At 59.2% G+C, this 19,761-nt stretch carries 19 protein-coding genes, 1 tRNA gene and 1 pseudogene; 12 read left to right on the top strand and 9 right to left on the bottom strand.

The features are described 5' to 3' along the window. The first annotated feature begins 114 nt into the window (after window positions 1–114). The 3 genes from CIT31_RS02765 (at window position 115) to CIT31_RS02755 (ending at window position 3,409) form a co-directional block, all read left to right on the top strand. A complete protein-coding gene (locus tag CIT31_RS02765) occupies window positions 115–963 on the top strand; it encodes a dimethylarginine dimethylaminohydrolase family protein (RefSeq protein ID WP_065006161.1) in 849 nt (282 codons plus the stop codon). Next, entirely contained in the window at window positions 960–2,540 is a 1,581-nt protein-coding gene (locus CIT31_RS02760) for a 5-guanidino-2-oxopentanoate decarboxylase (RefSeq protein ID WP_095517362.1), read from the top strand. Before CIT31_RS02765 ends, CIT31_RS02760 begins: the two co-directional genes overlap by 4 nt. 161 nt (window positions 2,541–2,701) lie before the next feature. Then, on the top strand, window positions 2,702–3,409 hold the full coding sequence (locus CIT31_RS02755) for an SDR family NAD(P)-dependent oxidoreductase (RefSeq protein ID WP_029347638.1): 708 nt from the start codon (window positions 2,702–2,704) through the stop codon (window positions 3,407–3,409). 92 nt (window positions 3,410–3,501) lie between these two features. Here the strand turns inward: CIT31_RS02755 and rpsA are convergent, their stop codons facing one another. From rpsA to aroA, 3 genes are all read right to left on the bottom strand, one after another. Next, window positions 3,502–5,199 (bottom strand): 30S ribosomal protein S1, encoded by a 1,698-nt coding sequence (gene rpsA / locus CIT31_RS02750; RefSeq protein ID WP_029347639.1) that lies wholly within the window; start codon window positions 5,197–5,199, stop codon window positions 3,502–3,504. Window positions 5,200–5,404: 205 nt separating this feature from the next. After that, window positions 5,405–6,055, bottom strand: coding sequence for a (d)CMP kinase (cmk, locus tag CIT31_RS02745; protein WP_095517361.1), 651 nt, complete (start codon window positions 6,053–6,055; stop codon window positions 5,405–5,407). A 272-nt stretch (window positions 6,056–6,327) separates the two neighbouring features. Then, window positions 6,328–7,686: a 3-phosphoshikimate 1-carboxyvinyltransferase gene (gene aroA / locus CIT31_RS02740; RefSeq protein WP_095517360.1), complete on the bottom strand. Its 1,359-nt coding sequence runs from the start codon at window positions 7,684–7,686 to the stop codon at window positions 6,328–6,330. A gap of 195 nt (window positions 7,687–7,881) precedes the next feature. Here aroA and CIT31_RS02735 point away from each other — a divergent pair, with 195 nt between their 5' ends. Both CIT31_RS02735 and CIT31_RS02730 read left to right on the top strand, forming a co-directional pair. Then, window positions 7,882–8,271 carry a TIGR02300 family protein gene (locus tag CIT31_RS02735; protein WP_095517696.1) on the top strand — a complete coding sequence of 130 codons (390 nt, stop codon included), beginning with the start codon at window positions 7,882–7,884 and terminating at the stop codon, window positions 8,269–8,271. A gap of 170 nt (window positions 8,272–8,441) precedes the next feature. Further along, a tRNA-Ala gene (locus tag CIT31_RS02730) sits at window positions 8,442–8,517 on the top strand. Between the two features lie 223 nt (window positions 8,518–8,740). On the opposite strand, the gene CIT31_RS02725 is transcribed toward CIT31_RS02730, so the two are convergent. Beyond that, window positions 8,741–8,944 (bottom strand): hypothetical protein, encoded by a 204-nt coding sequence (locus CIT31_RS02725; protein ID WP_095517359.1) that lies wholly within the window; start codon window positions 8,942–8,944, stop codon window positions 8,741–8,743. A 214-nt stretch (window positions 8,945–9,158) separates the two neighbouring features. Between CIT31_RS02725 and CIT31_RS35665 the strand changes: the two genes are divergently transcribed. Continuing rightward, the gene (locus CIT31_RS35665; protein WP_095517358.1) at window positions 9,159–9,320 is read left to right on the top strand and encodes a ribbon-helix-helix protein, CopG family; all 162 of its coding nucleotides are present in this window, start codon (window positions 9,159–9,161) and stop codon (window positions 9,318–9,320) included. A 156-nt stretch (window positions 9,321–9,476) separates the two neighbouring features. Here CIT31_RS35665 and CIT31_RS34895 read toward each other — a convergent pair whose 3' ends face one another. Then, entirely contained in the window at window positions 9,477–9,650 is a 174-nt protein-coding gene (locus CIT31_RS34895; RefSeq protein WP_245316096.1) for a hypothetical protein, read from the bottom strand. Between CIT31_RS34895 and CIT31_RS34890 the strand changes: the two genes are divergently transcribed. Next, complete coding sequence (locus CIT31_RS34890; RefSeq protein ID WP_245316095.1) at window positions 9,649–9,870, top strand: hypothetical protein; 222 nt, start codon at window positions 9,649–9,651, stop codon at window positions 9,868–9,870. The two genes, CIT31_RS34895 and CIT31_RS34890, sit on opposite strands and share 2 nt — an antisense overlap. A 14-nt stretch (window positions 9,871–9,884) precedes the next feature. On the opposite strand, the gene CIT31_RS02710 is transcribed toward CIT31_RS34890, so the two are convergent. Further along, window positions 9,885–10,133, bottom strand: a complete 249-nt coding sequence (locus CIT31_RS02710) for a hypothetical protein (RefSeq protein ID WP_095517357.1) — start codon at window positions 10,131–10,133, stop codon at window positions 9,885–9,887. Between the two features lie 140 nt (window positions 10,134–10,273). On the opposite strand from CIT31_RS02710, the gene CIT31_RS02705 reads away from it, so the two are divergent. The 3 genes from CIT31_RS02705 to CIT31_RS02695 all read left to right on the top strand — a co-directional run bounded on the left by CIT31_RS02705 (window position 10,274) and on the right by CIT31_RS02695 (window position 11,430). Beyond that, window positions 10,274–10,552, top strand: coding sequence for a hypothetical protein (locus tag CIT31_RS02705; RefSeq protein ID WP_425350554.1), 279 nt, complete (start codon window positions 10,274–10,276; stop codon window positions 10,550–10,552). Between the two features lie 205 nt (window positions 10,553–10,757). Beyond that, window positions 10,758–10,961 carry a hypothetical protein gene (locus CIT31_RS02700; RefSeq protein ID WP_095517355.1) on the top strand — a complete coding sequence of 68 codons (204 nt, stop codon included), beginning with the start codon at window positions 10,758–10,760 and terminating at the stop codon, window positions 10,959–10,961. Window positions 10,962–11,157: 196 nt separating this feature from the next. Then, on the top strand, window positions 11,158–11,430 hold the full coding sequence (locus CIT31_RS02695; protein ID WP_095517354.1) for a hypothetical protein: 273 nt from the start codon (window positions 11,158–11,160) through the stop codon (window positions 11,428–11,430). 299 nt (window positions 11,431–11,729) lie between these two features. Here the strand turns inward: CIT31_RS02695 and CIT31_RS02690 are convergent, their stop codons facing one another. Further along, entirely contained in the window at window positions 11,730–12,095 is a 366-nt protein-coding gene (locus CIT31_RS02690) for an ATP-dependent DNA ligase (protein ID WP_425350553.1), read from the bottom strand. Between the two features lie 359 nt (window positions 12,096–12,454). Next, the gene (locus CIT31_RS02685; protein ID WP_206073321.1) at window positions 12,455–14,563 is read right to left on the bottom strand and encodes an alkyl/aryl-sulfatase; all 2,109 of its coding nucleotides are present in this window, start codon (window positions 14,561–14,563) and stop codon (window positions 12,455–12,457) included. A 414-nt stretch (window positions 14,564–14,977) separates the two neighbouring features. Between CIT31_RS02685 and CIT31_RS02680 the strand changes: the two are divergent. Continuing rightward, a pseudogene (locus CIT31_RS02680) lies at window positions 14,978–15,471 on the top strand (DUF2243 domain-containing protein). A 625-nt stretch (window positions 15,472–16,096) separates the two neighbouring features. On the opposite strand, the gene CIT31_RS02670 reads toward CIT31_RS02680, so the two are convergent. Further along, window positions 16,097–19,234 carry a hypothetical protein gene (locus CIT31_RS02670; RefSeq protein ID WP_133116111.1) on the bottom strand — a complete coding sequence of 1,046 codons (3,138 nt, stop codon included), beginning with the start codon at window positions 19,232–19,234 and terminating at the stop codon, window positions 16,097–16,099. Between CIT31_RS02670 and CIT31_RS02665 the strand changes: the two genes are divergently transcribed. Continuing rightward, on the top strand, window positions 19,191–19,742 hold the full coding sequence (locus tag CIT31_RS02665) for a thermonuclease family protein (protein ID WP_342586903.1): 552 nt from the start codon (window positions 19,191–19,193) through the stop codon (window positions 19,740–19,742). The two genes, CIT31_RS02670 and CIT31_RS02665, sit on opposite strands and share 44 nt — an antisense overlap. The last annotated feature ends 19 nt before the right edge of the window (window positions 19,743–19,761 follow it).

The following is a 19,761-nucleotide window of genomic DNA, read 5'->3' as shown; positions in this document are numbered from 1 at the left end:
TTGCCTCCGTCAACCATGCTTTTTTGGACCATTGATCGCGGCTCGCTGAGTGGCTATTGGCTGAATGGGATGTTTCAGGAGCACTTGGTGGGTAAAGCATACGGGTCGCAGTCCATGGCCGGGCCCCTGCAGCGCGTGCTGATGCGGTCCGCCGCAAGCGCCATGCCTCGCGCCAAAGCATCGGAATGGCACTATGGTCCTGGCTTCGATCCGCAAAAGGCCGCCGCCCAGCATCAGGCGCTGACGACGCTGGTTCTGGCATCCGGCGCCGAGATCGAATGGCTGACCGACGCCGATGACGGGCTTGCCGATTCCGTCTTCACACACGATCCTTCACTGATGACCGACCACGGCGCCATCATTCTTGCCATGGGCAAGGCGTTGCGCCTGGCTGAGCCCGGCCTGCACGAGGCGGCCTACAAGCGCATGGGCGTGCCCATCCTCGGCCGCATCGAGCATCCCGGCCAAGTCGAGGGCGGCGACTGCGTCTGGGTGGATTCTCGGACGCTGGCCGTCGGCCGCGGCGTGCGCACCAACCAGGATGGCATCCAGCAACTCGCCAACCTGCTAACACCCAAGGGTATCCAGGTCTATGGTTACGACCTGCCGCTCTGGCATGGCGAGGAGGCCTGCCTGCATCTGATGTCGGTGATCAGTCCGCTCGCCGACGATCTGGCGCTGGTCTATGCACCGCTTTTGCCGGCTGCCTTCTACCAGATGCTGCGGGCGCGCGGCATTCGCCTGGTCGAGGGCGACGCCGAGGAGTTCTTCGCCTCCAACGGTCTCAGCCTCAATGTGCTGCCGACCGCGCCGCGCGAGGTGATCGCCGTTGCCGGCTTCCCGAAGACGGCGGCGGCCATGGCGGCCGCCGGCTGCAGGGTTTCAACCTTCGAGGCGGACGCGCTGTGCATTGCCTGCGAGGGCGGACCGACTTGCCTCACACGTCCGGTGCTCAGACAATGACGACAGTCGGCGAAGCGCTCATCACTTTGCTCGAAGCCCATGACGTCGACACGGTCTTCGGCATACCGGGTGTGCATACTGTCGAACTCTATCGCGGGCTGGCGCGCTCGAAAATCCGCCACGTCACCCCGCGTCATGAGCAGGGCGCCGGCTTCATGGCCGACGGTTATGCGCGCGCCAGCGGCAAGCCTGGCGTCGTCTTCGTCATCACCGGACCGGGACTAACCAACACCATAACCGCCATGGGCCAGGCCCGCGCCGATTCGGTTCCGATGCTGGTGATCTCAGGCGTCAATGCCACGCCGACGCTGGGCAAGGGCCTCGGCCATCTGCACGAACTCCCCGACCAGCGTGGCATGATGGAGAAGGTGGCGCTCTTCTCGCACCGTGTCACCGACGCCGACGAACTGCCGGGCGTGCTTGCCCGCGCCTTCGCCCTGTTTTCGTCATCGCGCCCCGGTCCGGTCCATATCGAGATCCCGACCGACATCATGGTCAAGCCGGCCGACGGCATCGCAGCTTTGCTGACCAATGTCGCGCCGCCCGAACCGGATGCGGCGGCGATAGCAGAGGCGGCAAGGCTTTGCGCGGCTGCCCGCCGCCCGCTGATCCTCGCCGGCGGCGGCGCCAAGAGAGCCGAAGCGCCACTGAAGCGTCTCGCCGAAAGGATGGGAGCGCCGGTTGTCCAGACGGCCAATGCCCGCGGCCTGCTGCATCGCCATCCGCTTGGCGTGCCGGCGAGCCCGAGTCTGAAGGCGGTGCGTGCGCTGATGGCCGAGGCCGATCTGGTCATTGCCGCCGGCACCGAATTCGGCCCGACCGACTATGATGGGTATAGCGACGGCGGCTTTGTCCTGCCGACCAATCTGATCCGCATCGACATCGGCGCCGACCAGCTTGCCCGCCGGCCGGCCCGGATTTCGATCCAGGCCGATTGCGGCGTAGCACTCGAGGCGCTGCTTGCCGAAATCGGCAAGGGCCAGCCGCCATCGGACGACGGTCCGGCTCGCGCCGCTGCAACGAGGCAAGCGGCCTTCGCCGAAATCAGCCCGAGCCTCCAGGCGCAAACACGAGCCGTCGAGGCGATCCGCGATGCGTTGCCAGGCTCGATTATCGTCGGCGATTCGACCCAGCCGGTCTATGCCGCCAACCTCTATTACGATCACGATCGACCGGGCAGTTGGTTCAACGCTGCCACCGGCTTCGGCGCGCTCGGCTATGGTCCGCCGGCGGCGATCGGTGCGGCCCTTGCCGTGCCTGATGCGCCGGTCGTTTGTCTCACCGGCGACGGTGGTTTCCAGTTCACGCTGCCGGAACTGGGCGCCGCGCTCGACGCCTCGGCGCCGGTGATCTTCGTCGTCTGGAACAATCGCGGCTATCGCGAAATCGAAACCTCGATGCTCGATGTCGGCGTCGAGCCGGTCGGCGTCTCGCCGGCGCCGCCTGATTTCTGCAAGCTGGCCGAGGCCTATGGCATTGCCGCCGAGCGGCTTGCCGGCATCGGTCATCTGGCGGACGCACTCCAGCGCGCGCGGGCGACCGGACTGCCGTATGTTATCGAGATCCCTGTCGATTGAGTGCTGTGGCAGAGTCTGCTTGGGGATGCGATCCTCGTCGGATGGCCGCCGGCTTGAGGCGCGTAAACGACACTGTGTCATCGAGATTTCGGTTGAGTGATCGCGCGAAAGGCGCGACCTTCGGCGGCGGCGCGGCATATGAGTGACTGGAGCGGTCGAAGATGACGGATACACTGGACGGCAGGCATGTTGTGGTGACCGGCGGCACAGGAGCGCTCGGTGGCGCGGTTGTCGGCAAACTGCTGGAGCAGGGTGCGGTCTGCCATGTGCCCAATGCCCATGCTGCCGCGCCCGCGCATTTTCCCTTCCCGGCACATGAGCGCGTCAGGCTGGCGCACAATGTCGATCTCGCCGATCCCGCTAAGGTCGATGCGTTCTATGCCAGCGTTACCGATTTGTGGGCATCCATCCATCTGGCCGGCGGTTTCACCGCTGCGCCGGTCGAGAAGATCGAGCCCGCGTCCTTTGCCGAAATGATGGATACCAACGCCCGTACCACCTTCCTGTGCTGCCGCGCGGCGATCCGCTCGATGCTGGAGTCTTCAGTGTCGGGGCGCATCGTCAATGTCACGGCGCGCGCCGGGCTCGACCTTCGGCGCGGTTCCGGCATGGTCGCCTACGGCGCCAGCAAGGCGGCGGTCGCGGCAATGACGGTGGCGATGGCGGAAGAACTCAAGGGCAAGGGAATCCTGGTCAACGCGGTCGCGCCCTCGACGCTCGACACGCCGGCCACCAGGGCAGACATGCCGGCCGCCGATTTCAGCAAATGGGTCAGCCTCGAAGCGGCCGCTGAGGCCATTGCCTATCTCGCTTCGCCGGCCAATCTGGCGATGAGCGGCACGCTGGTGCCGCTTTACGGCAGGGCCTGACACAGCAGGTCGTCGACCAAAGAAAACCCCGCCGGATCGCTCCGGCGGGGTTTTTCGTCACAGCCGCACCGAAATGCGGCAGCAACCAATCTTTAGCTGCCCTGCTTCTTCAGCGCGGCACCCAGGATGTCGCCCAGCGAAGCGCCGGAATCGGTCGAGCCGTACTGGGCGACCGCTTCCTTCTCCTCGGCGATTTCCAGCGCCTTGATCGAGACCTGCAGCTTGCGGGTCTTCTTGTCGAAGGCGATGACGCGGGCGTCGACCTTCTGGCCGACCGTGAAGCGCTCTGGGCGCTGCTCGTCGCGGTCGCGGCTGAGGTCGGAGCGCTTGATGAAGGTCTCGATGCCGCTCTCGACGAGCCGCACTTCCAGACCGCCATCCTTGACGCCGGTGACCTCGCAGGTGACGACCGCGTTCTTGCGCAGTTCGCCTGAAGTCGCCGCCTCGCCGGCCGTGTCCTTGGCCAGCTGTTTGATGCCGAGCGAGATGCGCTCCTTGTCGATGTCGACGTCGAGCACCTGCGCCTTGACGATGTCGCCGCGATTGTACTCCTCGATCACCTGCTCGCCCGGACGGGTCCAGTCGAGGTCGGAAAGATGGACCATGCCGTCGACATCGCCTTCGAGGCCGATGAACAGGCCGAATTCGGTCTTGTTCTTGACCTCGCCCTCGACCTGGCTGCCGACCGGATGGCTGCTGGCGAAAGCCTGCCACGGGTTCTCGAGCGTCTGCTTGAGGCCGAGTGAAATGCGGCGCTTGGCCGGATCGACCTCGAGCACCACCACATCGACTTCCTGCGTCGTCGACAGGATCTTGCCGGGATGGACGTTCTTCTTCGTCCACGACATTTCCGAAACGTGGATGAGGCCCTCGATGCCCGGCTCCAGCTCGACGAATGCGCCGTAGTCGGTGATGTTGGTGACGGTGCCCTTGATCTTCTTGCCTATCGGGAATTTCGTTCCGATCTCGGACCACGGATCGCTCTCGAGCTGCTTCATGCCGAGCGAGATGCGGTGGGTTTCCTGGTTGATGCGGATGATCTGCACCTTGACCGTCTGGCCGATGTTGAGGATTTCGGTCGGATGGTTGACGCGGCGCCATGCCATGTCGGTGACATGCAGCAGGCCGTCGATGCCGCCGAGGTCGACGAACGCACCATAATCGGTGATGTTCTTGACGACGCCTTCGACCACCTGGCCTTCTTCGAGGTTCTGCACGATTTCCGAACGCTGTTCGGCGCGGCTTTCCTCGAGCACGGTACGGCGCGACACCACGATGTTGCCGCGGCGGCGATCCATCTTGAGGATCTCGAAAGGCTGCGGATTGTGCATCAGCGGCGAGACGTCGCGAATCGGGCGGATGTCGACCTGGCTGCGCGGCAGGAAGGCCACGGCGCCGTCGAGATCGACGGTGAAGCCGCCCTTGACCTGGTTGAAGATGACGCCTTCGACGCGCTCACCCTTGGTGAACTTCTCTTCGAGACGGACCCAGCTCTCTTCGCGGCGGGCCTTTTCACGGGAAAGCATCGCTTCGCCAAGCGCGTTCTCGATGCGCTCGACATAGACCTCGACCGTGTCCCCGACCTTGAGCGTCGAGTCCTTGCCCTTGACGCCGAATTCCTTCAGCGGCACGCGGCCTTCGACCTTGAGGCCGACGTCGATGATAGCCATGTCCTTTTCGATCGCGGTGATCGTGCCCTTGACGACTTGGCCTTCGCCGGAATGGCCGGCGGAAAATGATTCTTCGAGCAGGCTCGCGAAATCATCGCGAGTAGGGTTTGCAACTGACATAGTTTCTCCTGGAATGCCCCGCATCTCAAGCGGGACGGGCGCCGTGGGTTAGCGTTGCGTTGGCCTGCCGGCGTTCCGGGCTTCAGAAAAGCCCTTGGCCGCCTAAGCGGCAATTCCGGCGCATGAAAAATGCTGGCAGGCTGGTTCGCGCCCGATATGGATATCTTTTCGCCGCCGGCAATCGGCAGCGGAAGGAAAACCCAGCTCAGGCTTTGTTTCTCTTGGCCAGAACGTCGTCGATGATCGCCTTGGCCGCCAGGAACGCGGCTTCTATAGCCATTTCCGAGGTGTCGAGCAAGTGCGCGTCGGCGGCAGGCTTCAGCGGCGAGTCGGCGCGACCCATGTCGCGCTCGTCCCGGCGCAGGATATCGGCGAGGATCTCGTTGAAATCGGCGGTGCCCCCGATGCTCTCGATCTCGGCCAGCCGCCGCTCTGCCCGCACTTCGGCGCTGGCCGTCACATAGAGCTTGATGTCGGCGTCGGGACAGACGACGGTGCCGATGTCGCGGCCGTCGAGCACGGCGCCCGGCGGCGCCTTGGCGAATTCGCGCTGCTTTTCGACCAGTATGCGCCGCACCGAAGGGAACACCGCCACTTTCGAAGCCGCCTCGCCGACCGCATGCGCCGACAGCACCGACCGGTCGAGCTTGGCCAGGTCGACCTGGCGGGCAGCGGTCTCGGCGGCTGAGACATTGTCAAGCGGCAGACCGAGCCGAAGCAGCGCATTGGCCACAGCGCGATAGGTGAGGCCGGTGTCGAGCAGGTTCAGCCGGTAGTGGTCGGCGACCCGGCGGGCAAGGGTGCCTTTGCCTGCGCCCGCGGGGCCGTCAATGGCGATGGTGAAGACGTGTGTCATTGACGGCTCAACGCTTTGTCCGCCCGGCAACAAGCCCTCGCGCCTTCGTCATCCCAGGGCGCAGCGAACACGTAGCGGAGCGAAGACCCTGGGATCCATGCCGTGATATCAGCCAAAGAGTGCTGCCAACCAGAATTCAGCATCGCTGCGGCGCTCTGATGTCACGGCATGGATCCTGGGGTCTGCGCCGCGTCGCTTCGCTCCTTGCTCCGCCCCAGGATGACGAAGGCAGAGGTGTTGGGGGCCAATTTCCAAGGTTTGCGACTGCCATGTCACTCAATCTCCGCGCCCAGCCCCTTCATCAGCCCCATGAACTCCGGAAAGCTGGTCGCGATCATCGCCTGGTCATCGATGGTCACAGGCTTTTCCGTTGCCAGCCCCATGACCAGAAAGCTCATGGCGATGCGGTGGTCGAGATGGGTCTGGACGACGATGTTGTGTCCATTGGGGTGCCGGCCGAGCCCCTTGCCGCCGGGTTTCCCGCGCACCGCCAACGAGGCCTCGCCCTCGGTACAGTCGACGCCGTTGAGCTTCAGTCCTTCGGCCACTGCCGACAGCCGGTCGGATTCTTTCACACGCAGCTCTTCCAGTCCCTGCATCAGCGTCTCGCCCTCGGCGAAGCTGGCGGCGACAGCAAGCACCGGATATTCGTCGATCATCGTCGGCGCCCGTTCAGGCGGCACGGTGACCCCCTTCAGCTCGGAATAGCGCACCCGCAGATCGGCGACATCTTCGCCGCCTTCATTGCGCGGGTCGACAATGTCGATCCGGGCGCCCATTTCCTGCAGCGTCAAAAGCAACCCGGTCCGGGTCGGGTTCATCAGCACGTTTTCAATTGTAATGTCTGAGCCCGGCACGATCAGCGCCGCCACCAGCGGAAAGCCGGCCGAGGACGGGTCGCCCGGCACAGCGATCGTCTGGCCGGTGAGCTTGCCCTGGCCCTCGATGAAAATGTGGCGCACGCCGCGCTCGTCGGTCTCGACCGACAGATTGGCGCCGAATCCCTTCAGCATCTTTTCGGTGTGGTCGCGCGTCATTGCCGGCTCGATGACGGTGGTGACGCCGGGCGTGTTCAGCCCGGCGAGCAGCACCGCCGACTTCACCTGCGCCGAGGCCATCGGCACGCGGTAGGTGATGGGTGCGGCGTGCTTGGGCCCGTGCAGCGTGATCGGCATGCGGTCGCCGGGCGTCGCCTTCAGCACCTGCACGCCCATCTGGCGCAGCGGCTCAAGCACGCGGCCCATCGGCCGGCCGGACAGCGAAGCGTCGCCGATGAAGGTCGTCTCCATGTCGTAGGTGCCGACCAGGCCCATGGTGAGGCGCGAGCCGGTACCGGCATTGCCGAAATCGAGCGGGCCTTCCGGCTGCAGCAGCGCCCCGTTGCCGGTGCCGCGGATCACCCACTCAGTGCCGAGCTTTTCTATATGCGCGCCCATTGCCTTCATCGCGGCGCCCGTGCGCATCACGTCCTCGCCTTCCAGCAGACCGGTGATGCGGGTCTCGCCGGAGGCGAGGCCGCCGAACATGAACGAGCGGTGCGAGATCGACTTGTCGCCGGGCACCCGCGCCGCGCCTGAAAGCGCTGACGATTTGCGGGCGGTGGCCGGTTTCGGGGCGGCAGTATGCGACATGGCTTTTCCCTGCGTGAAAATGCCGGTGGCCGGCCTTTTTCTTTTGGTTTGGGCGGTCTCGTATCACGGCGGACGGAAATGGTCATCCCCTTGCAAGAGGTCGCTCAACGCGGCGATTTATGACGCTGGCTTTAGGCTTTGACAGCGCCGCAAACTGTGGTTATGGGGACCAAACTTTCATCGACGAGGCTTGCAGTGGCAAAACCCGAACTTGGCACCAAACGCATCGACCCCGAGACGGGTCAAAAATTCTACGACCTGAACAAGGATCCGATCGTCTCGCCCTATACCGGCAAGAGCTACCCGCGTTCCTATTTCGAGGAAGGCAAGATCGCCGCCCTCGAGGAGGAAGAGGAAGTTGCCGAGAAGGAAGTGGACTCCGAGGAGGAAGAGGGCGTCGAGGTCGTCTCGCTCGAAGAGGCGGACGAGGATGCGAAAGCCGACGATCTTCCCGATCTCGGCGATGACGAGGACGATGTGGACCTCGGTGACGAGGATGACGATACTTTCCTCGCCGACGAAGAGGAAGAAGACGACGATGTCGCCGACATGATCGGCGTCGGCGACGACGACGACGAAGTCTGATCGGGCCTCTGGCGCAAGCGCCTGCCGACTTTCGCGGCGTCTCAATAAAAAGCGGCTCTTGAAGGCTTGATATTGACGGAAGGCGGGGTTAGAAGCCGCTGCACTAACGGCGCGGTCTCAACCCGCGCCGGATCTCTTCGCCGGCAACGGCGCCGGTAGACTGCCGGAGTGGGGCCATAGCTCAGTTGGGAGAGCGCTTGAATGGCATTCAAGAGGTCGTCGGTTCGATTCCGATTGGCTCCACCAAAAATTCTTTAATATTTTCAGATCATTAGTAAACGCCCCCTCTGGGGCCCCTTGCCTCGAAAAGGTCTGGGGCACCGCCGGGGCACCGCAAAACGCTTTTTGGGGTCGCAAAACTATTTTTTGCCCAGGCTCAGGTTTTCCGCCACCCCCGGCGAGGTAGAGTTCTTATCGACCTTAGGGGTCTGATCGACTGGATCGACGTTTATGTTGTGGGTTTGGGATTTTACGGATCGCCGGAAGCGGCATCCCGGCCTGTAGACGCCGGCGACCCACCCTGTTCCGTAGCCGGTGTCTTTGCTTGCTCACCGTATAGCTCAGCAATGCCCCAAGCGATTGCGGTCAGGAGCAGTGCTGCTATCAGGATCGTAAAACCGTGGCGGCCCAATCCGCCTTGGCGAGCTTTCTTTTCGGGGATGTTTTCCGTCATGTCTAAACTCCGGTGCGTTGGCACGCACCAAATGGGGGCACGGACCAAAGATGGCTGGGCCGGCAACGGACACCTTCCGGGACTTCCGCCACCACTACTCCAACCAGCGATGACCAACGAGGTTCCCGTCCAAACGAAAAAGCCCGCCGCCGTGAGGCAGCGGACTCGAACAAGGAACATTCCGGCTTAACATAGAAACGTCTCCGGCGTACCCCTGGAGCCGGCGACCGCGGACACACTAGATTCCGTAGCGGCCGAAATGAAAATCAGCAGATCCGATCTCATCCAGAGAGTGCTGCGCGAATGGCTGGAAACCAACGCCTATCTGCCGGTCCGGTCGATCGATGAGGAAAGCGAGACGGACGGCAGCGCCTAGGCTGGGGAGCGACCAGTATGTACAAGACCCGCCGCTACATTTGCGAAGCGACGGGCCCTGAGTGCCGTGCATTGGGGTGCCCGGTATTGCTGACTATGCAATTGAGGTGCCAGACGTATTGACCCATTGCGGGGCACCTGGCTTCAACACAGCGGCCTACCGCCAGTCAGCTTTGACGACACGGCGGGTATAGGCGCGCTCGACGCCGAAGACCGCTTCGTCCTTTGTGAAGACCCTCCCGTTCGCGCCACCTTCATAACATGACCAGAACCATGTCCCGGCCTCGGTGCCGTGGAGCGTCTTCAGGATGCGACCGACTGTATCCTGCATGAAACTGGCAGCGAAGTCAGACGGCGGTGCTTTCCCGGCCGATGACGGTCCTGCTCCATTCCAACCAGACGCGGGCGCCGCGGTTCACCAGGAACTGGAACGCCTCTTCTTTCTTTTCGAACGTCTGGAGAATCGTGCTGCGATCCACGACTTGCCAGCCGCGTTGATAGGCGAAGCGGACTACAAGGCGATCGGCTGGCATCGAGCCGATATAGCGTGAGCCCCTGGCCGGCGCTACCGACCAAAAGTGACTATATGGGACAGCTCGGCGATGTCGCCATAGATCATCGAACCTTTGACGAGAAAACACCTGTCACCGAGGACTTCGAAGAGTTCGCTTGACGCGGTGCAAACCGGCAGGTTCTTCGAATTGTCGTACGTACCGAGCGTCGCGGTTTCGACCTTACGGTCCGCGGCTTCGGCATAACTGACGCTGATCGCGAGGATGGCGATAGCAAGCGGGCTCGTGGAAGGTCGCGACATGCATCCAAAATAGCACCGGCCCTTGATGGGCTTCGTCCATCAATTGGATGAAGCGGTCACCTATATTAGCAATCTCTTGACTAAGACGCCGGCCGCCCCAGACTCATGGCATGGCGCGGGGAATTGGGATTGGAGATCTGGTGGCGATCACGGCCACCGTCCGCAGACGGGTCACTGAGGACCGCTTGAGCGTCTCGATTCCGAGCTACAACTTTCCGCATTCGATCATCGACCACACGAAGGTGAAGAAGGGGCAGCAGATCGAGCTTACCGGCGAGATCACGCGCATCGACGAGGAAGGCGGCAGGGTGACCGTCGATCTGGGACCGCTGGTGACGGTCGACATCGATAAGGTCAGGCTGGTCGGGAAGTACAGGCCGCCGAAGCGCAAAAAGCCGCTGCGTGACATGGTGGATTAAAGTTATCGTACCTTACCCTTCTTCGTATGCGTTCTGAACTCTGTTTTCGGAACTGCTTGCTGTGGCGGCGCGTTAATATTCTGTATCGGGAGATAGAAACATGTCTGTGCAAAACGAAGACTATCGAACGAACAGAGCCGACTACGCGATTGCCGCAAAGCACNCTGTGGCGGCGCGTTAATATTCTGTATCGGGAGATAGAAACATGTCTGTGCAAAACGAAGACTATCGAACGAACAGAGCCGACTACGCGATTGCCGCAAAGCACGGCCGAGCGGCTAATGGAAATCGCGATAAACTGCTGGCAAGAAAAAAGAAGTTGCTGGTGGTAAGGGATTGGCGATCTGCAAGGTTGATTGCAAATCCATCGGAAAGCGCGGCGGAACCGAAAGCCAGAACGCGCGGTTAGCGGGGCCGGCGCAGGACGCTGTTATGCCGACTGGACCCATTACTGCGAACGCTCGACGGCAAATGTCGACGCGTCATCTCCCGGCTCTAACATGCGCAACTGTGGCGCGGACTTCATGACCGGATTGAAGGCCCTTTGCCGTATCGGGCCGGAACGGTTGCTCGTCTTCGAGGGTTAAGATGCAGGAGATGCAGGCGTGGCCAAGAAGCCGTCTATCGCCGAAATGTTGCGACTTACCTCTGACCAACTGAAGAGGATTCGGAAACGCGTCGCCGATGGCGGTCACGTGGACCAGATGCAAGAGATCGATGCTCTGGTGGGCCTCGCCAAAGAAATGGCCAACCGGCAACTGGCCGGGTTAGAAAGCCCGGCAGATGAAAACGATGGCTCTGGGCAAGACGGTGACGATGCAAAAGGACTGAGCGTCGTCGACCGCCTCCTGACATTCCGTGATCACGGAATTACTTGAATCGCCAAGCTCGGTAGTATCAACGGCGGCGGACCCCAATCCGCCCGGCCGGGCGCCCCACAGGCAATCTACCCCCCACAAGCGGCGCCGGCCACCTCCTTCCCTGCTGAAATCGTCAAGCGCGCCCTTGTGGGCGGGTTCGCGCGGCTGAAGCTATGATCTGCTCGAGTATCAAGATGGCATCACGCACCCTATCGTGGGCTCGATGACTGTCGCCATGATACAGCGATGACTCGGTCTCACTGAACTGGATGCGGCTATCAGACCCGATAAGGCCGGCCAGGATTTCCCGCCGATCCTCAAGTACCATGTCGCGCAAGTCGTGGCCGTTGAGATGCAGCAGATCGAACGAAATAGAGGTCGTGCTGGCGCCTGGTGATTGCCTTGCGCAGCGCGGCAAAATCCGAAAGGCCCGCCTCATTCAGAACGACGACTTCGCCGTCGATGATGGCATTGTCGACGTCCAGCTCTCGCGCCGCCGCAACCAGATCGCGGTATTTGGAGGTCCAGTCGAGTCCGCGGCGGGTGAAGATCCGCGCACTGCCGGCGTCGATGATGATTTGGGTGCGGTAGCCGTCGAATTTGGCTTCATGCATCCAGTCATCGCCTTGGGGCGGCTTGGCGACCAAGGTGGGCATCATCGGCGGGACAAACTTCAGACGCATGCATTGACTCGCAAAACCGCGATTCAATTAGCATGCTCTTAATTAGTTCCGGAAAATTTTAACGAATCGTTGACCGCGCTGTCCCAGAATAGGACGGCGCGGTCAAGCCCCCAACGGCTGCGCAGGCGGCTCCGGCAATTCGCCTCCTCGCGCCACTGTCGGAGCCGCTACCACACTCCTTTAAATACCAGTAATGGTTGAATCAACTGTTACCGCACGTGCTTTCCAGTGCGCTTTCCCAGTCGTTAAACTTTGATGGAACAGGGGCCTCGCCTTCACGGTTCGACGCTGACACATGCCCTGCGGAAGAGGAAACCTCAGCCCGACGCCAGGATGCGAAGGGCTGAGGGCAGAGATTGTCAGCCGCCCGAAGTATCGGCCGGTCCATCGACCTCGAAGGGGTCCTTCTTCGCCGAAGGCGCGGAGCTTTCGGAGGGTTTCGTTCCGGGGATCAGTTCGAAGTCCGGGGGGAACCCACTCAGAGTGCTCCTTACGTCGTCGAAGAATTTCCGGTCTCCGTCAAACTTCGCTTTCCCTGATGATAGCAACTCGTCAAAGGTCGACCTACCACCCATGACCTGCTCCAAATCCGAACGGTTGAGCGTGACGGTCAGGTCCGGGTTCTTCGCAAGGTGACCCTTGATGTTGGTAAGCGTTGAATTGCTCATTTCGATGACGTAGTTCTCGCCGTTGTCGGGCGTGAGCAGATTGATAGTGAACTGCATCCCCTCCGCCTTCTTGGAATCCAGGCTGATGCCAAGGAAATCGAGCCACAGCCCAGTCGACATTCCCCGGATCACGTCTGGACCCGATTTGGGCGACGCGCCCCCAGGCACGCCCGAGCGCAGCTCATAGGCAGCCGCAAGAAAGCTGTTCCGAACGCTGGGGCTTTCCTTTTGATAGCCGATCTGCTCGTAAACGTCTGCCAGCAGGTCCTTGGCTGCCTGGTTTGCAGGCTCGGCGTAAACGAGCTTGTTGAGGATTTCCATCGCTTCAAGATACTTACCCTGATCGTGCAACTCCTTGCCCTTGGCCATTATCTTCCCGGCACCACCCATCATCTCGACATAGAGCGGGGCAGAGTCGCGGGGCGATAGCGGAATCAGCGTAGCGGGATTGGCATCCCAGTAGCCAAGGTAACGGTTGATCACGGCGCGGCTGTTGTGTTCCTCCGAACCGTGATAGCTGTGGGCTGCCCACTGTTTCTGCAAACTATCGGGTAGCTTGTAGCTGGTGTGGATCTCGTTGATTGTCACCCCATTGTTCGCCTGGTGCAGGACCTCATTATTGAGGTGCGCATAGACGTCGCGCTGGGTGCGCATCACTTCCTGAATGCGGTCATTTCCCCAGCGCGGCCAACTGTGTGACGCGAACATCACGTCAGCTTCCTGACCATAGCGGTAGAGCGCTGTATTGATATGCTTTGACCACGCCAATGGATTGCGCACCAGCGCACCACGCAACGTGTAAATGTTGTGGATCGTGCCGGTAATATTCTCGGCAGCCCAGAACGCCTTTATATCCGGGAAGTAGGTGTTCATCTCGGCCGGTGCTTCGGTGCCGGGCGTGTTCTGGAACTCCATCCTTACGCCGTCGATCGTCAATTCCTCGAAATCATCCTCGATGTAACGGCTGGGTTCAATTAGACCTACATTGCCGGCGGCCGTGTTTTTGCCGATCGACTGATCGACGTGACCGAATGGGCTGCGCGGTAACAGAACACCATACTGGAAGAACATGCGCCGGGTCATCGCATTGCCGGCGTAAACGTTCTCTGCAACCGCATGCTCCATGAATCCGACCGGTGCAAGGATTTGGGCCTTGCCGCTCCTGACGTCGGCTTCGTCGACAACGCCGCGCACGCCGCCGAAGTGATCCGCGTGAGAATGCGAGTAGACGACGGCCACGACCGGGCGTGCTCCAATCTTCTCGTTTATGAATTCCAGCGCCGCCTTGGCGGTTTCCTTCGTCGTCAGCGGATCGAACACGATCCAGCCGGTGTCACCCTTGATGAAGCTTATGTTGGCGAGGTCGAAGCCGCGTACCTGGTAAATCTTGTCTGGTACGACTTCATAAAGACCGTACGCCATGTTCAGGATAGCTTGACGCTGCAGCGAGGGGTGAATGCTGTCGAAATCCCTGCCCTGCAGCAGGAACTCGTAGCTCTCCATATCCCAAGCCACATTGCCAGCCTCGGCCATAATCTGCTTGTAGGACGGAGCCGCGATGAAGCCCTTCTTGGCTTCCTCGAAGTCACGCTTATCATCGAACGGAAGCGTCTTACGCTGCGCATTCTGGAAGTCGATTGTGAATTGCGAGGGCATTTTGCCCTTTGGGTGAAAGTGCTTTCCCTCCATTGCGCCAGGGTCTGTCAACACGGTGCCGCCGCCGGCGGCAAAGGCCAATTTGCAAGTTCCAATCAAGAGCGCGGCAAGCGCAACGACAAAACCATTTCTCCGAACGGTCATTTCATCCTCCTGAATACGTTGCTTGCGATAGCGAGGCAGTATCTCCCCAACCGCCCCGACTGCCAAAAACAGTACTATAACTCCTGTTTTTGATCCAGATTTTAACCCGCTTCCCAGTGGGCAAAACGAAACGGGAGGTCGCGTGCTTGACGTGTCATTTGGCGAGTCACGGCAATGTCGAGTGCACTTTAGAGTATTCGTTCTAAACCGATCTGCGACAGTCTTGCACGGACTTGACAATGGTTGAGAAGGCGAACCACGCAGGCCTTTGCCGGTACTTACAATTTTACGCACTTATTCGATTCTAGGCGGCCGCTTACATTAGCCAGAGTGACGGAACGTGATTCCGCAGGGCTGCGGCAACGAAAGTTGGTCGTCGGCGTTGCGCTTTTTCGCCCGAGAAGGAGTTAACTCGTGCCAAGCCTAGATGCGAAGCCCCGCCAGTTACCCACGCTCGCAGGCATTCTGTTTGGCCTTGGTTTGGGCGGCTTTTTCGACGGCATCGTCTTTCATCAGCTGCTCCAGTGGCACACATGGTAACCAGCGCCGGCTATCCCGCCGACAGCGTCGAAAACCTGCGATTCAACACGCTCCTCGACGGTCTGTTCCACGCCGCCACCTATCTGTTCGTTGTGCTTGGGCTGGTCCTGCTCTGGCGCGCCGCGCATCAATCGCACCTTTGGTGGTCGGGAAAGATGCTGGTCGGCACAGTGCTCATCGGATTTGGCTTGTTCAACCTCGTCGAAGGGCTGGTGGATCACCAGATCCTCGGCATCCACCATGTCAACGAGACCGTCCCGCGGGAGCAATGGATCTACTGGGATTTGGGTTTCCTGCTTTGGGGTGCGCTGATGTTGGTCGGCGGATGGAGGCTGTGGAGGCAGGGCAGACGTGCCTCGCCAGGCTAGTTGCGTTATGCCTGCCTAATTCAGCGCGGGCGGCTGGCCCGGCCGTCGATCATGGCCCCCAAGACGCCCCGCCGGTTAGGCCCAGCGGCCACGCAACTCCTACCCTGGCTACCCTGGCTGCTGCGCGCGACCATCTCAGCGAGGAAGCATGGACGGCCAAGATAACATCTGCAACGCCTGGGCCGCCCTCAAGCTGGTTCGCATGGCTATTGAACAGACCTGCCCGGCTGGTGTGCTGCCGAGCGAAGAAGCTGTCTTGCTGCTATGGTCCCGAGCCGATTCATGAGGGTGAAGCGCTGGCCAAAGCCATCATTGAGACCGTCGAGAGGCTGACCCGTTGCCTGTGTCGCCGGTCGGAACGCACAGGCAGCGCCCAATATCGGCCATTGAGGTGACCGTTGCCACTGCCTGAAAGCAGACATTGTTGGCGACCATTCGGGAGGTCGCGGGTGCGCCAGAAGCTGTCCTCTACTCGGAGAAGCCTGAATGGCCCAGCTCGGACCCTTAGCCGACTCTTGGGTACGAGCGTCCGTCTGCGGCGGCGAGACGGCCTGACAAGAGCTAGTCCAATATCGCGGACGTTTCAGCAAGTTGGCACTACCTATGGCTCCGGTCGTCAATAGATCTACTGCTCAATAGCCCTCGCGACAGGTTGCTCCTTAGCTAGCTTTAGCGAATGTAGCCTGCTTAGAAAGAAGCTGATCGAAGGGTGAATATTGGGCTCCTTCTTTGTTCGTTCTATTGCACGACTTACCTGAGAGAAGAGAGCAGTCCTCCCGGAATCTGCCAGTGAACTTAGGCCAACTAACAAGCTGCGGTTGTCGATCAAATCTGGATTGATCTGACTCGAACCAACCGCTAACGTGACGAACCGCCTCACTATGCGAGAATCGATTAGGAACGGGAAGGATTCGGGTTCGATCTCGTCGCTGGTGCAGGGCTTAAAACCATCTTCATTGGTGACTGTTTTTGGTTTGACCTCAGGAATCACGTCAAGCTTACTCATGGGATCCTTGAAGTGCGAGTTTTCAGTGACGCTTGACGTACCGATTTGAACCCGTGAACTTGTGAGTAAGCATGCCTTCGACTCGGGAACCCCAAGCACGACAGAGCGCAGCCCATCTTGGTAAAGGCTCGGGCCGGGAAGAGTAAGGGCTGTTAGCCCTCTGATCGCCAGAGCGATTGTTTCTAAATCGTGGACCGCGATGTGAAGCGGACTATCAGGTCGCTCAAGCTCCCGAATCAACTCCTGATTTTGACGCACTAAGAGTTCGTCAAGTCTAGTTTCAACCTGTTTCGTCAACAAAGGAGAACGGGTGATCAAAGGGTTTGCTAACGTATTCTCGGTTTCAAGGAAAGTCACCCAGTCAAATTGTTTTTGACGATCACCGCCAAAGTTCTTCATATATTTGCAATTTGCTGGTCTGTTGCAGCCTTGGAAATACAATATTTGCTTCCAACCTTTTCTATAGTCAATTATCGCTAGTGGCTTCTCTGGCGTCGGTTTTCCTTTTGGAAGCAGATATGCGAATACTGAGACGATCGGCTCACCGACCAAGCTTGCCACCGCCTGATCGCTTAGCGACTCGGGATTCAGAACATCGGGAGCATACCTAAATGCCAGTTGCCCAAGACCAACCAACTCTGCTGCAATCAGTGTTGGGTCGTTGAGGCTCACCTTCCAAATATGGGGGCCGCCGACTAATGGTTTATATTCTAAATATTTTCCTTGGGCGCCAGATTTGCGATTCCAACCGCGGCCCTTATCTTGAATCTTGTTCCACTCTGTTGATAGCACTGGCCAATCTGCCGCATAAACGACGTCACGTTTAGAAAAGTCCGGCAACAGTCTATTTGCGATCTCCGAAAGTTCAGACGGGCTCAACCAAACTGCGGTTGCATCCATCTCTAGTAAGACCTTTTGACGAATCTCGCTCGCCGAACGCTCGACTCGCTGAACGGCGGACAGATGCTCTGCCATCATTGAATCGAGTAAAGTTAAGAATTTCTCCGGCTGCTCGACGAATCGCTTTGTAAGGTCGGATTCAATGGAGACCCCCTCGTTGACGAGAGAATCCAAAATAGCGGACGGTTGCGATTTAAAGAACGCGTCGTTTTCGACCGCCAGTCTGATGTAAGCGTCGGCGGCACGCGTCCAGCGGAGCGGGTTTGCGCGCCTAGCGCTAAAAGGAAAACCGCCCCTATCCTGTGCTAAGCCGAGGAAGACGTTGATAGCGGCCGACCAGTCCCTTTCTTCAAGCGGGATGTCGATGTCAGTCAGCTTCGACCCCACCTTCCAAGTGCCTGCCAGCGGTTCGCTCCGAGCTAAGTCAAGGAACCGAGAAATCTCCAAAGTGCATTTTGCATATTCAGTTTCGGTGAGGGGTATGCCAATGGCCTTCGCTACACCTACACACTTTTTCATGGCCCCCTCGAAGGGCTCGGCAGCAATCACTTCTAAATAGCGCACCAAGCGTCGCTCGATGTGATCCAAACGAGTTAGCGTTTGGGCCATCGCACCGCGAATTTCACTAAGGTCTGCTCGCGCTAAGGCAATCTGATTTGCTGCATTACTAAACTGGCTCACCATTTCCGCAAAAATCTGTGACAGCTCCGCATCTATGCGATCAAATCGGGCTCTGTTTTCCTTCTGGTAAGCCTCCATTTGCTTCGCCAGATTAACTATTTGGGCAGAAATTATTTGGTCGCCGGTAGGCCCGGTATCCTCCATAGTTTGAACCAACGAGACGAATATCGCAAAATAGTTCATTGTCATGGCTGCAGTTCCAACGCTAGACGCTGACTCAGCCCCGGGACCGGATGTATATAGCCGCTCGTACGTGTCCGCAATCTTGATTACATCAATGATTGCATTGCCTACTGCAACGAACCTTTGACTCTCTTTCTTGTCGCTAAAAAATAGAGAAGTTAGAAATACAGCAGAGCGTATCCCCTCACGCTCGAACTCTGACCGTTCTAAATTACTCTGATCTTTCTGCTGTTTCATCAGGATCTTGACAATGTCGTCCGGTTGGGCAACAGCGTCTTTATCTTCCTGCGTATTTTTAAGTTTCATTTCAGATAAACTGTTACTCAATTTTTCAACCGCTGATTTAACGTCAGCGTTTTCAGATGAAATTAATTTTACTCCCTCGATAGCGGCGAAGTCTTGATTCTCGGCCAAGATAGAATTTGCGCGGTCCTGGATTCGCGCATTAATTATTGGAGCGTAGACTTCATCCCATACTTTCGCAAAAATCGGGTTACCTTGAGCCCAATCGTAGATCTTTCCTAGGGCGCCCGCTTTATCAATGTCGAAATAAGCCCAGTTGCTGGCGAATTCTTTATTGTAGGCGGACCAAAAATGCGTAGTCCACTCGGAGGACTCAGCGTAGTTCTTTAGCGCATGCTGACGATTGGCAAATAGCATGGCGGATAGGTTTGGCAATTGCTTGAACTGCTCAAGAAATAGATTTGCATCTTCGACGGTATCACTGGGAGTTCTCGAATGCGAGAAGGTTAGGTAGGATCGTTCACTTCCATATCTTAACATGTTAAGAATATGCCTCAACTCACCTTCCGTCTTGGGCATATTGGGGAGTTGGTCAGCAATTATGCTCACCGCGCTCCAGTGTGAGGGATTATGGGTCTGGCTTATCCTATGTTGGGTCAGGCCGATCCAAACATTCTTGTCTCGTTGGTCAGCCGCGGCGTTGTCGATGGTCAACAACAATGTAATGAGAAACAGTGTTGATCTGATCACGGTCGCATCCTACCCTTGGTGCCTGATGCAGGGTATCGCAGGAGGGACAGGCCGTCTATGGGACTCCCTATTGGTCTGCTCTCAGTTCATCTTGCGCGCATGCCGAAAGAACTGCGACGACGCCAAGGGCTTTGACTACCCATGCGGGCGCCGCGCTGCCCAAGCCTTAGAAAAGATCCTGGCAGCATCGCGACCGCTGCGTTGCAGTTTTGTCGATCGTGATCAGTACGGGCGTCTCGTCGGGAACTGCAATCGCGCCGACGGCCGAAGCATTCAGAAATGGCTCGTTGAACAAGGCCTCGCTCTAGATTGGCCTCGCTATTCGAACGGCGCATTTGCCGCCGAACAACGCACTGCCAAGGCGGCTCACCGCGGTGTTTGGCAGGGCCGGTTTGATCAACCTTGGGATTGGCGTGCCGCAAACACCGACAAGGTCGAGACCGTGTCAGCGACCCATCGACTAGCGTCGGGCTTCTCGACACATTTGCAACATCAAAGGCAACATTAGCTCTGGTGGGCATATCTAC

Origin of the sequence: Mesorhizobium wenxiniae (assembly GCF_002284535.1) — a bacterium.
Taxonomy (GTDB): Bacteria; Pseudomonadota; Alphaproteobacteria; order Rhizobiales; family Rhizobiaceae; genus Mesorhizobium; species Mesorhizobium wenxiniae.
Note: the sequence above shows the minus strand (reverse complement) of the source record. Positions and strands in the feature narration are given on the sequence as shown.

Bases quoted from the DNA above. Each gene is read 5' to 3' on its own strand.
- CIT31_RS02765 (WP_065006161.1), top strand. From the start codon at position 115: ATGGCCGGGCCCCTGCAGCGCGTGCTGATGCGGTCCGCCGCAAGCGCC.
- CIT31_RS02760 (WP_095517362.1), top strand. From the start codon at position 960: ATGACGACAGTCGGCGAAGCGCTCATCACTTTGCTCGAAGCCCATGAC.
- CIT31_RS02755 (WP_029347638.1), top strand. From the start codon at position 2,702: ATGACGGATACACTGGACGGCAGGCATGTTGTGGTGACCGGCGGCACA.
- rpsA (WP_029347639.1), bottom strand. From the start codon at position 5,199: ATGTCAGTTGCAAACCCTACTCGCGATGATTTCGCGAGCCTGCTCGAA.
- cmk (WP_095517361.1), bottom strand. From the start codon at position 6,055: ATGACACACGTCTTCACCATCGCCATTGACGGCCCCGCGGGCGCAGGC.
- aroA (WP_095517360.1), bottom strand. From the start codon at position 7,686: ATGTCGCATACTGCCGCCCCGAAACCGGCCACCGCCCGCAAATCGTCA.
- CIT31_RS02725 (WP_095517359.1), bottom strand. From the start codon at position 8,944: ATGACGGAAAACATCCCCGAAAAGAAAGCTCGCCAAGGCGGATTGGGC.
- CIT31_RS34890 (WP_245316095.1), top strand. From the start codon at position 9,649: ATGAAACTGGCAGCGAAGTCAGACGGCGGTGCTTTCCCGGCCGATGAC.
- CIT31_RS34895 (WP_245316096.1), bottom strand. From the start codon at position 9,650: ATGCAGGATACAGTCGGTCGCATCCTGAAGACGCTCCACGGCACCGAG.
- CIT31_RS02710 (WP_095517357.1), bottom strand. From the start codon at position 10,133: ATGTCGCGACCTTCCACGAGCCCGCTTGCTATCGCCATCCTCGCGATC.
- CIT31_RS02700 (WP_095517355.1), top strand. From the start codon at position 10,758: ATGTCTGTGCAAAACGAAGACTATCGAACGAACAGAGCCGACTACGCG.
- CIT31_RS02690 (WP_425350553.1), bottom strand. From the start codon at position 12,095: ATGCGTCTGAAGTTTGTCCCGCCGATGATGCCCACCTTGGTCGCCAAG.
- CIT31_RS02685 (WP_206073321.1), bottom strand. From the start codon at position 14,563: ATGACCGTTCGGAGAAATGGTTTTGTCGTTGCGCTTGCCGCGCTCTTG.
- CIT31_RS02665 (WP_342586903.1), top strand. From the start codon at position 19,191: ATGGTCAACAACAATGTAATGAGAAACAGTGTTGATCTGATCACGGTC.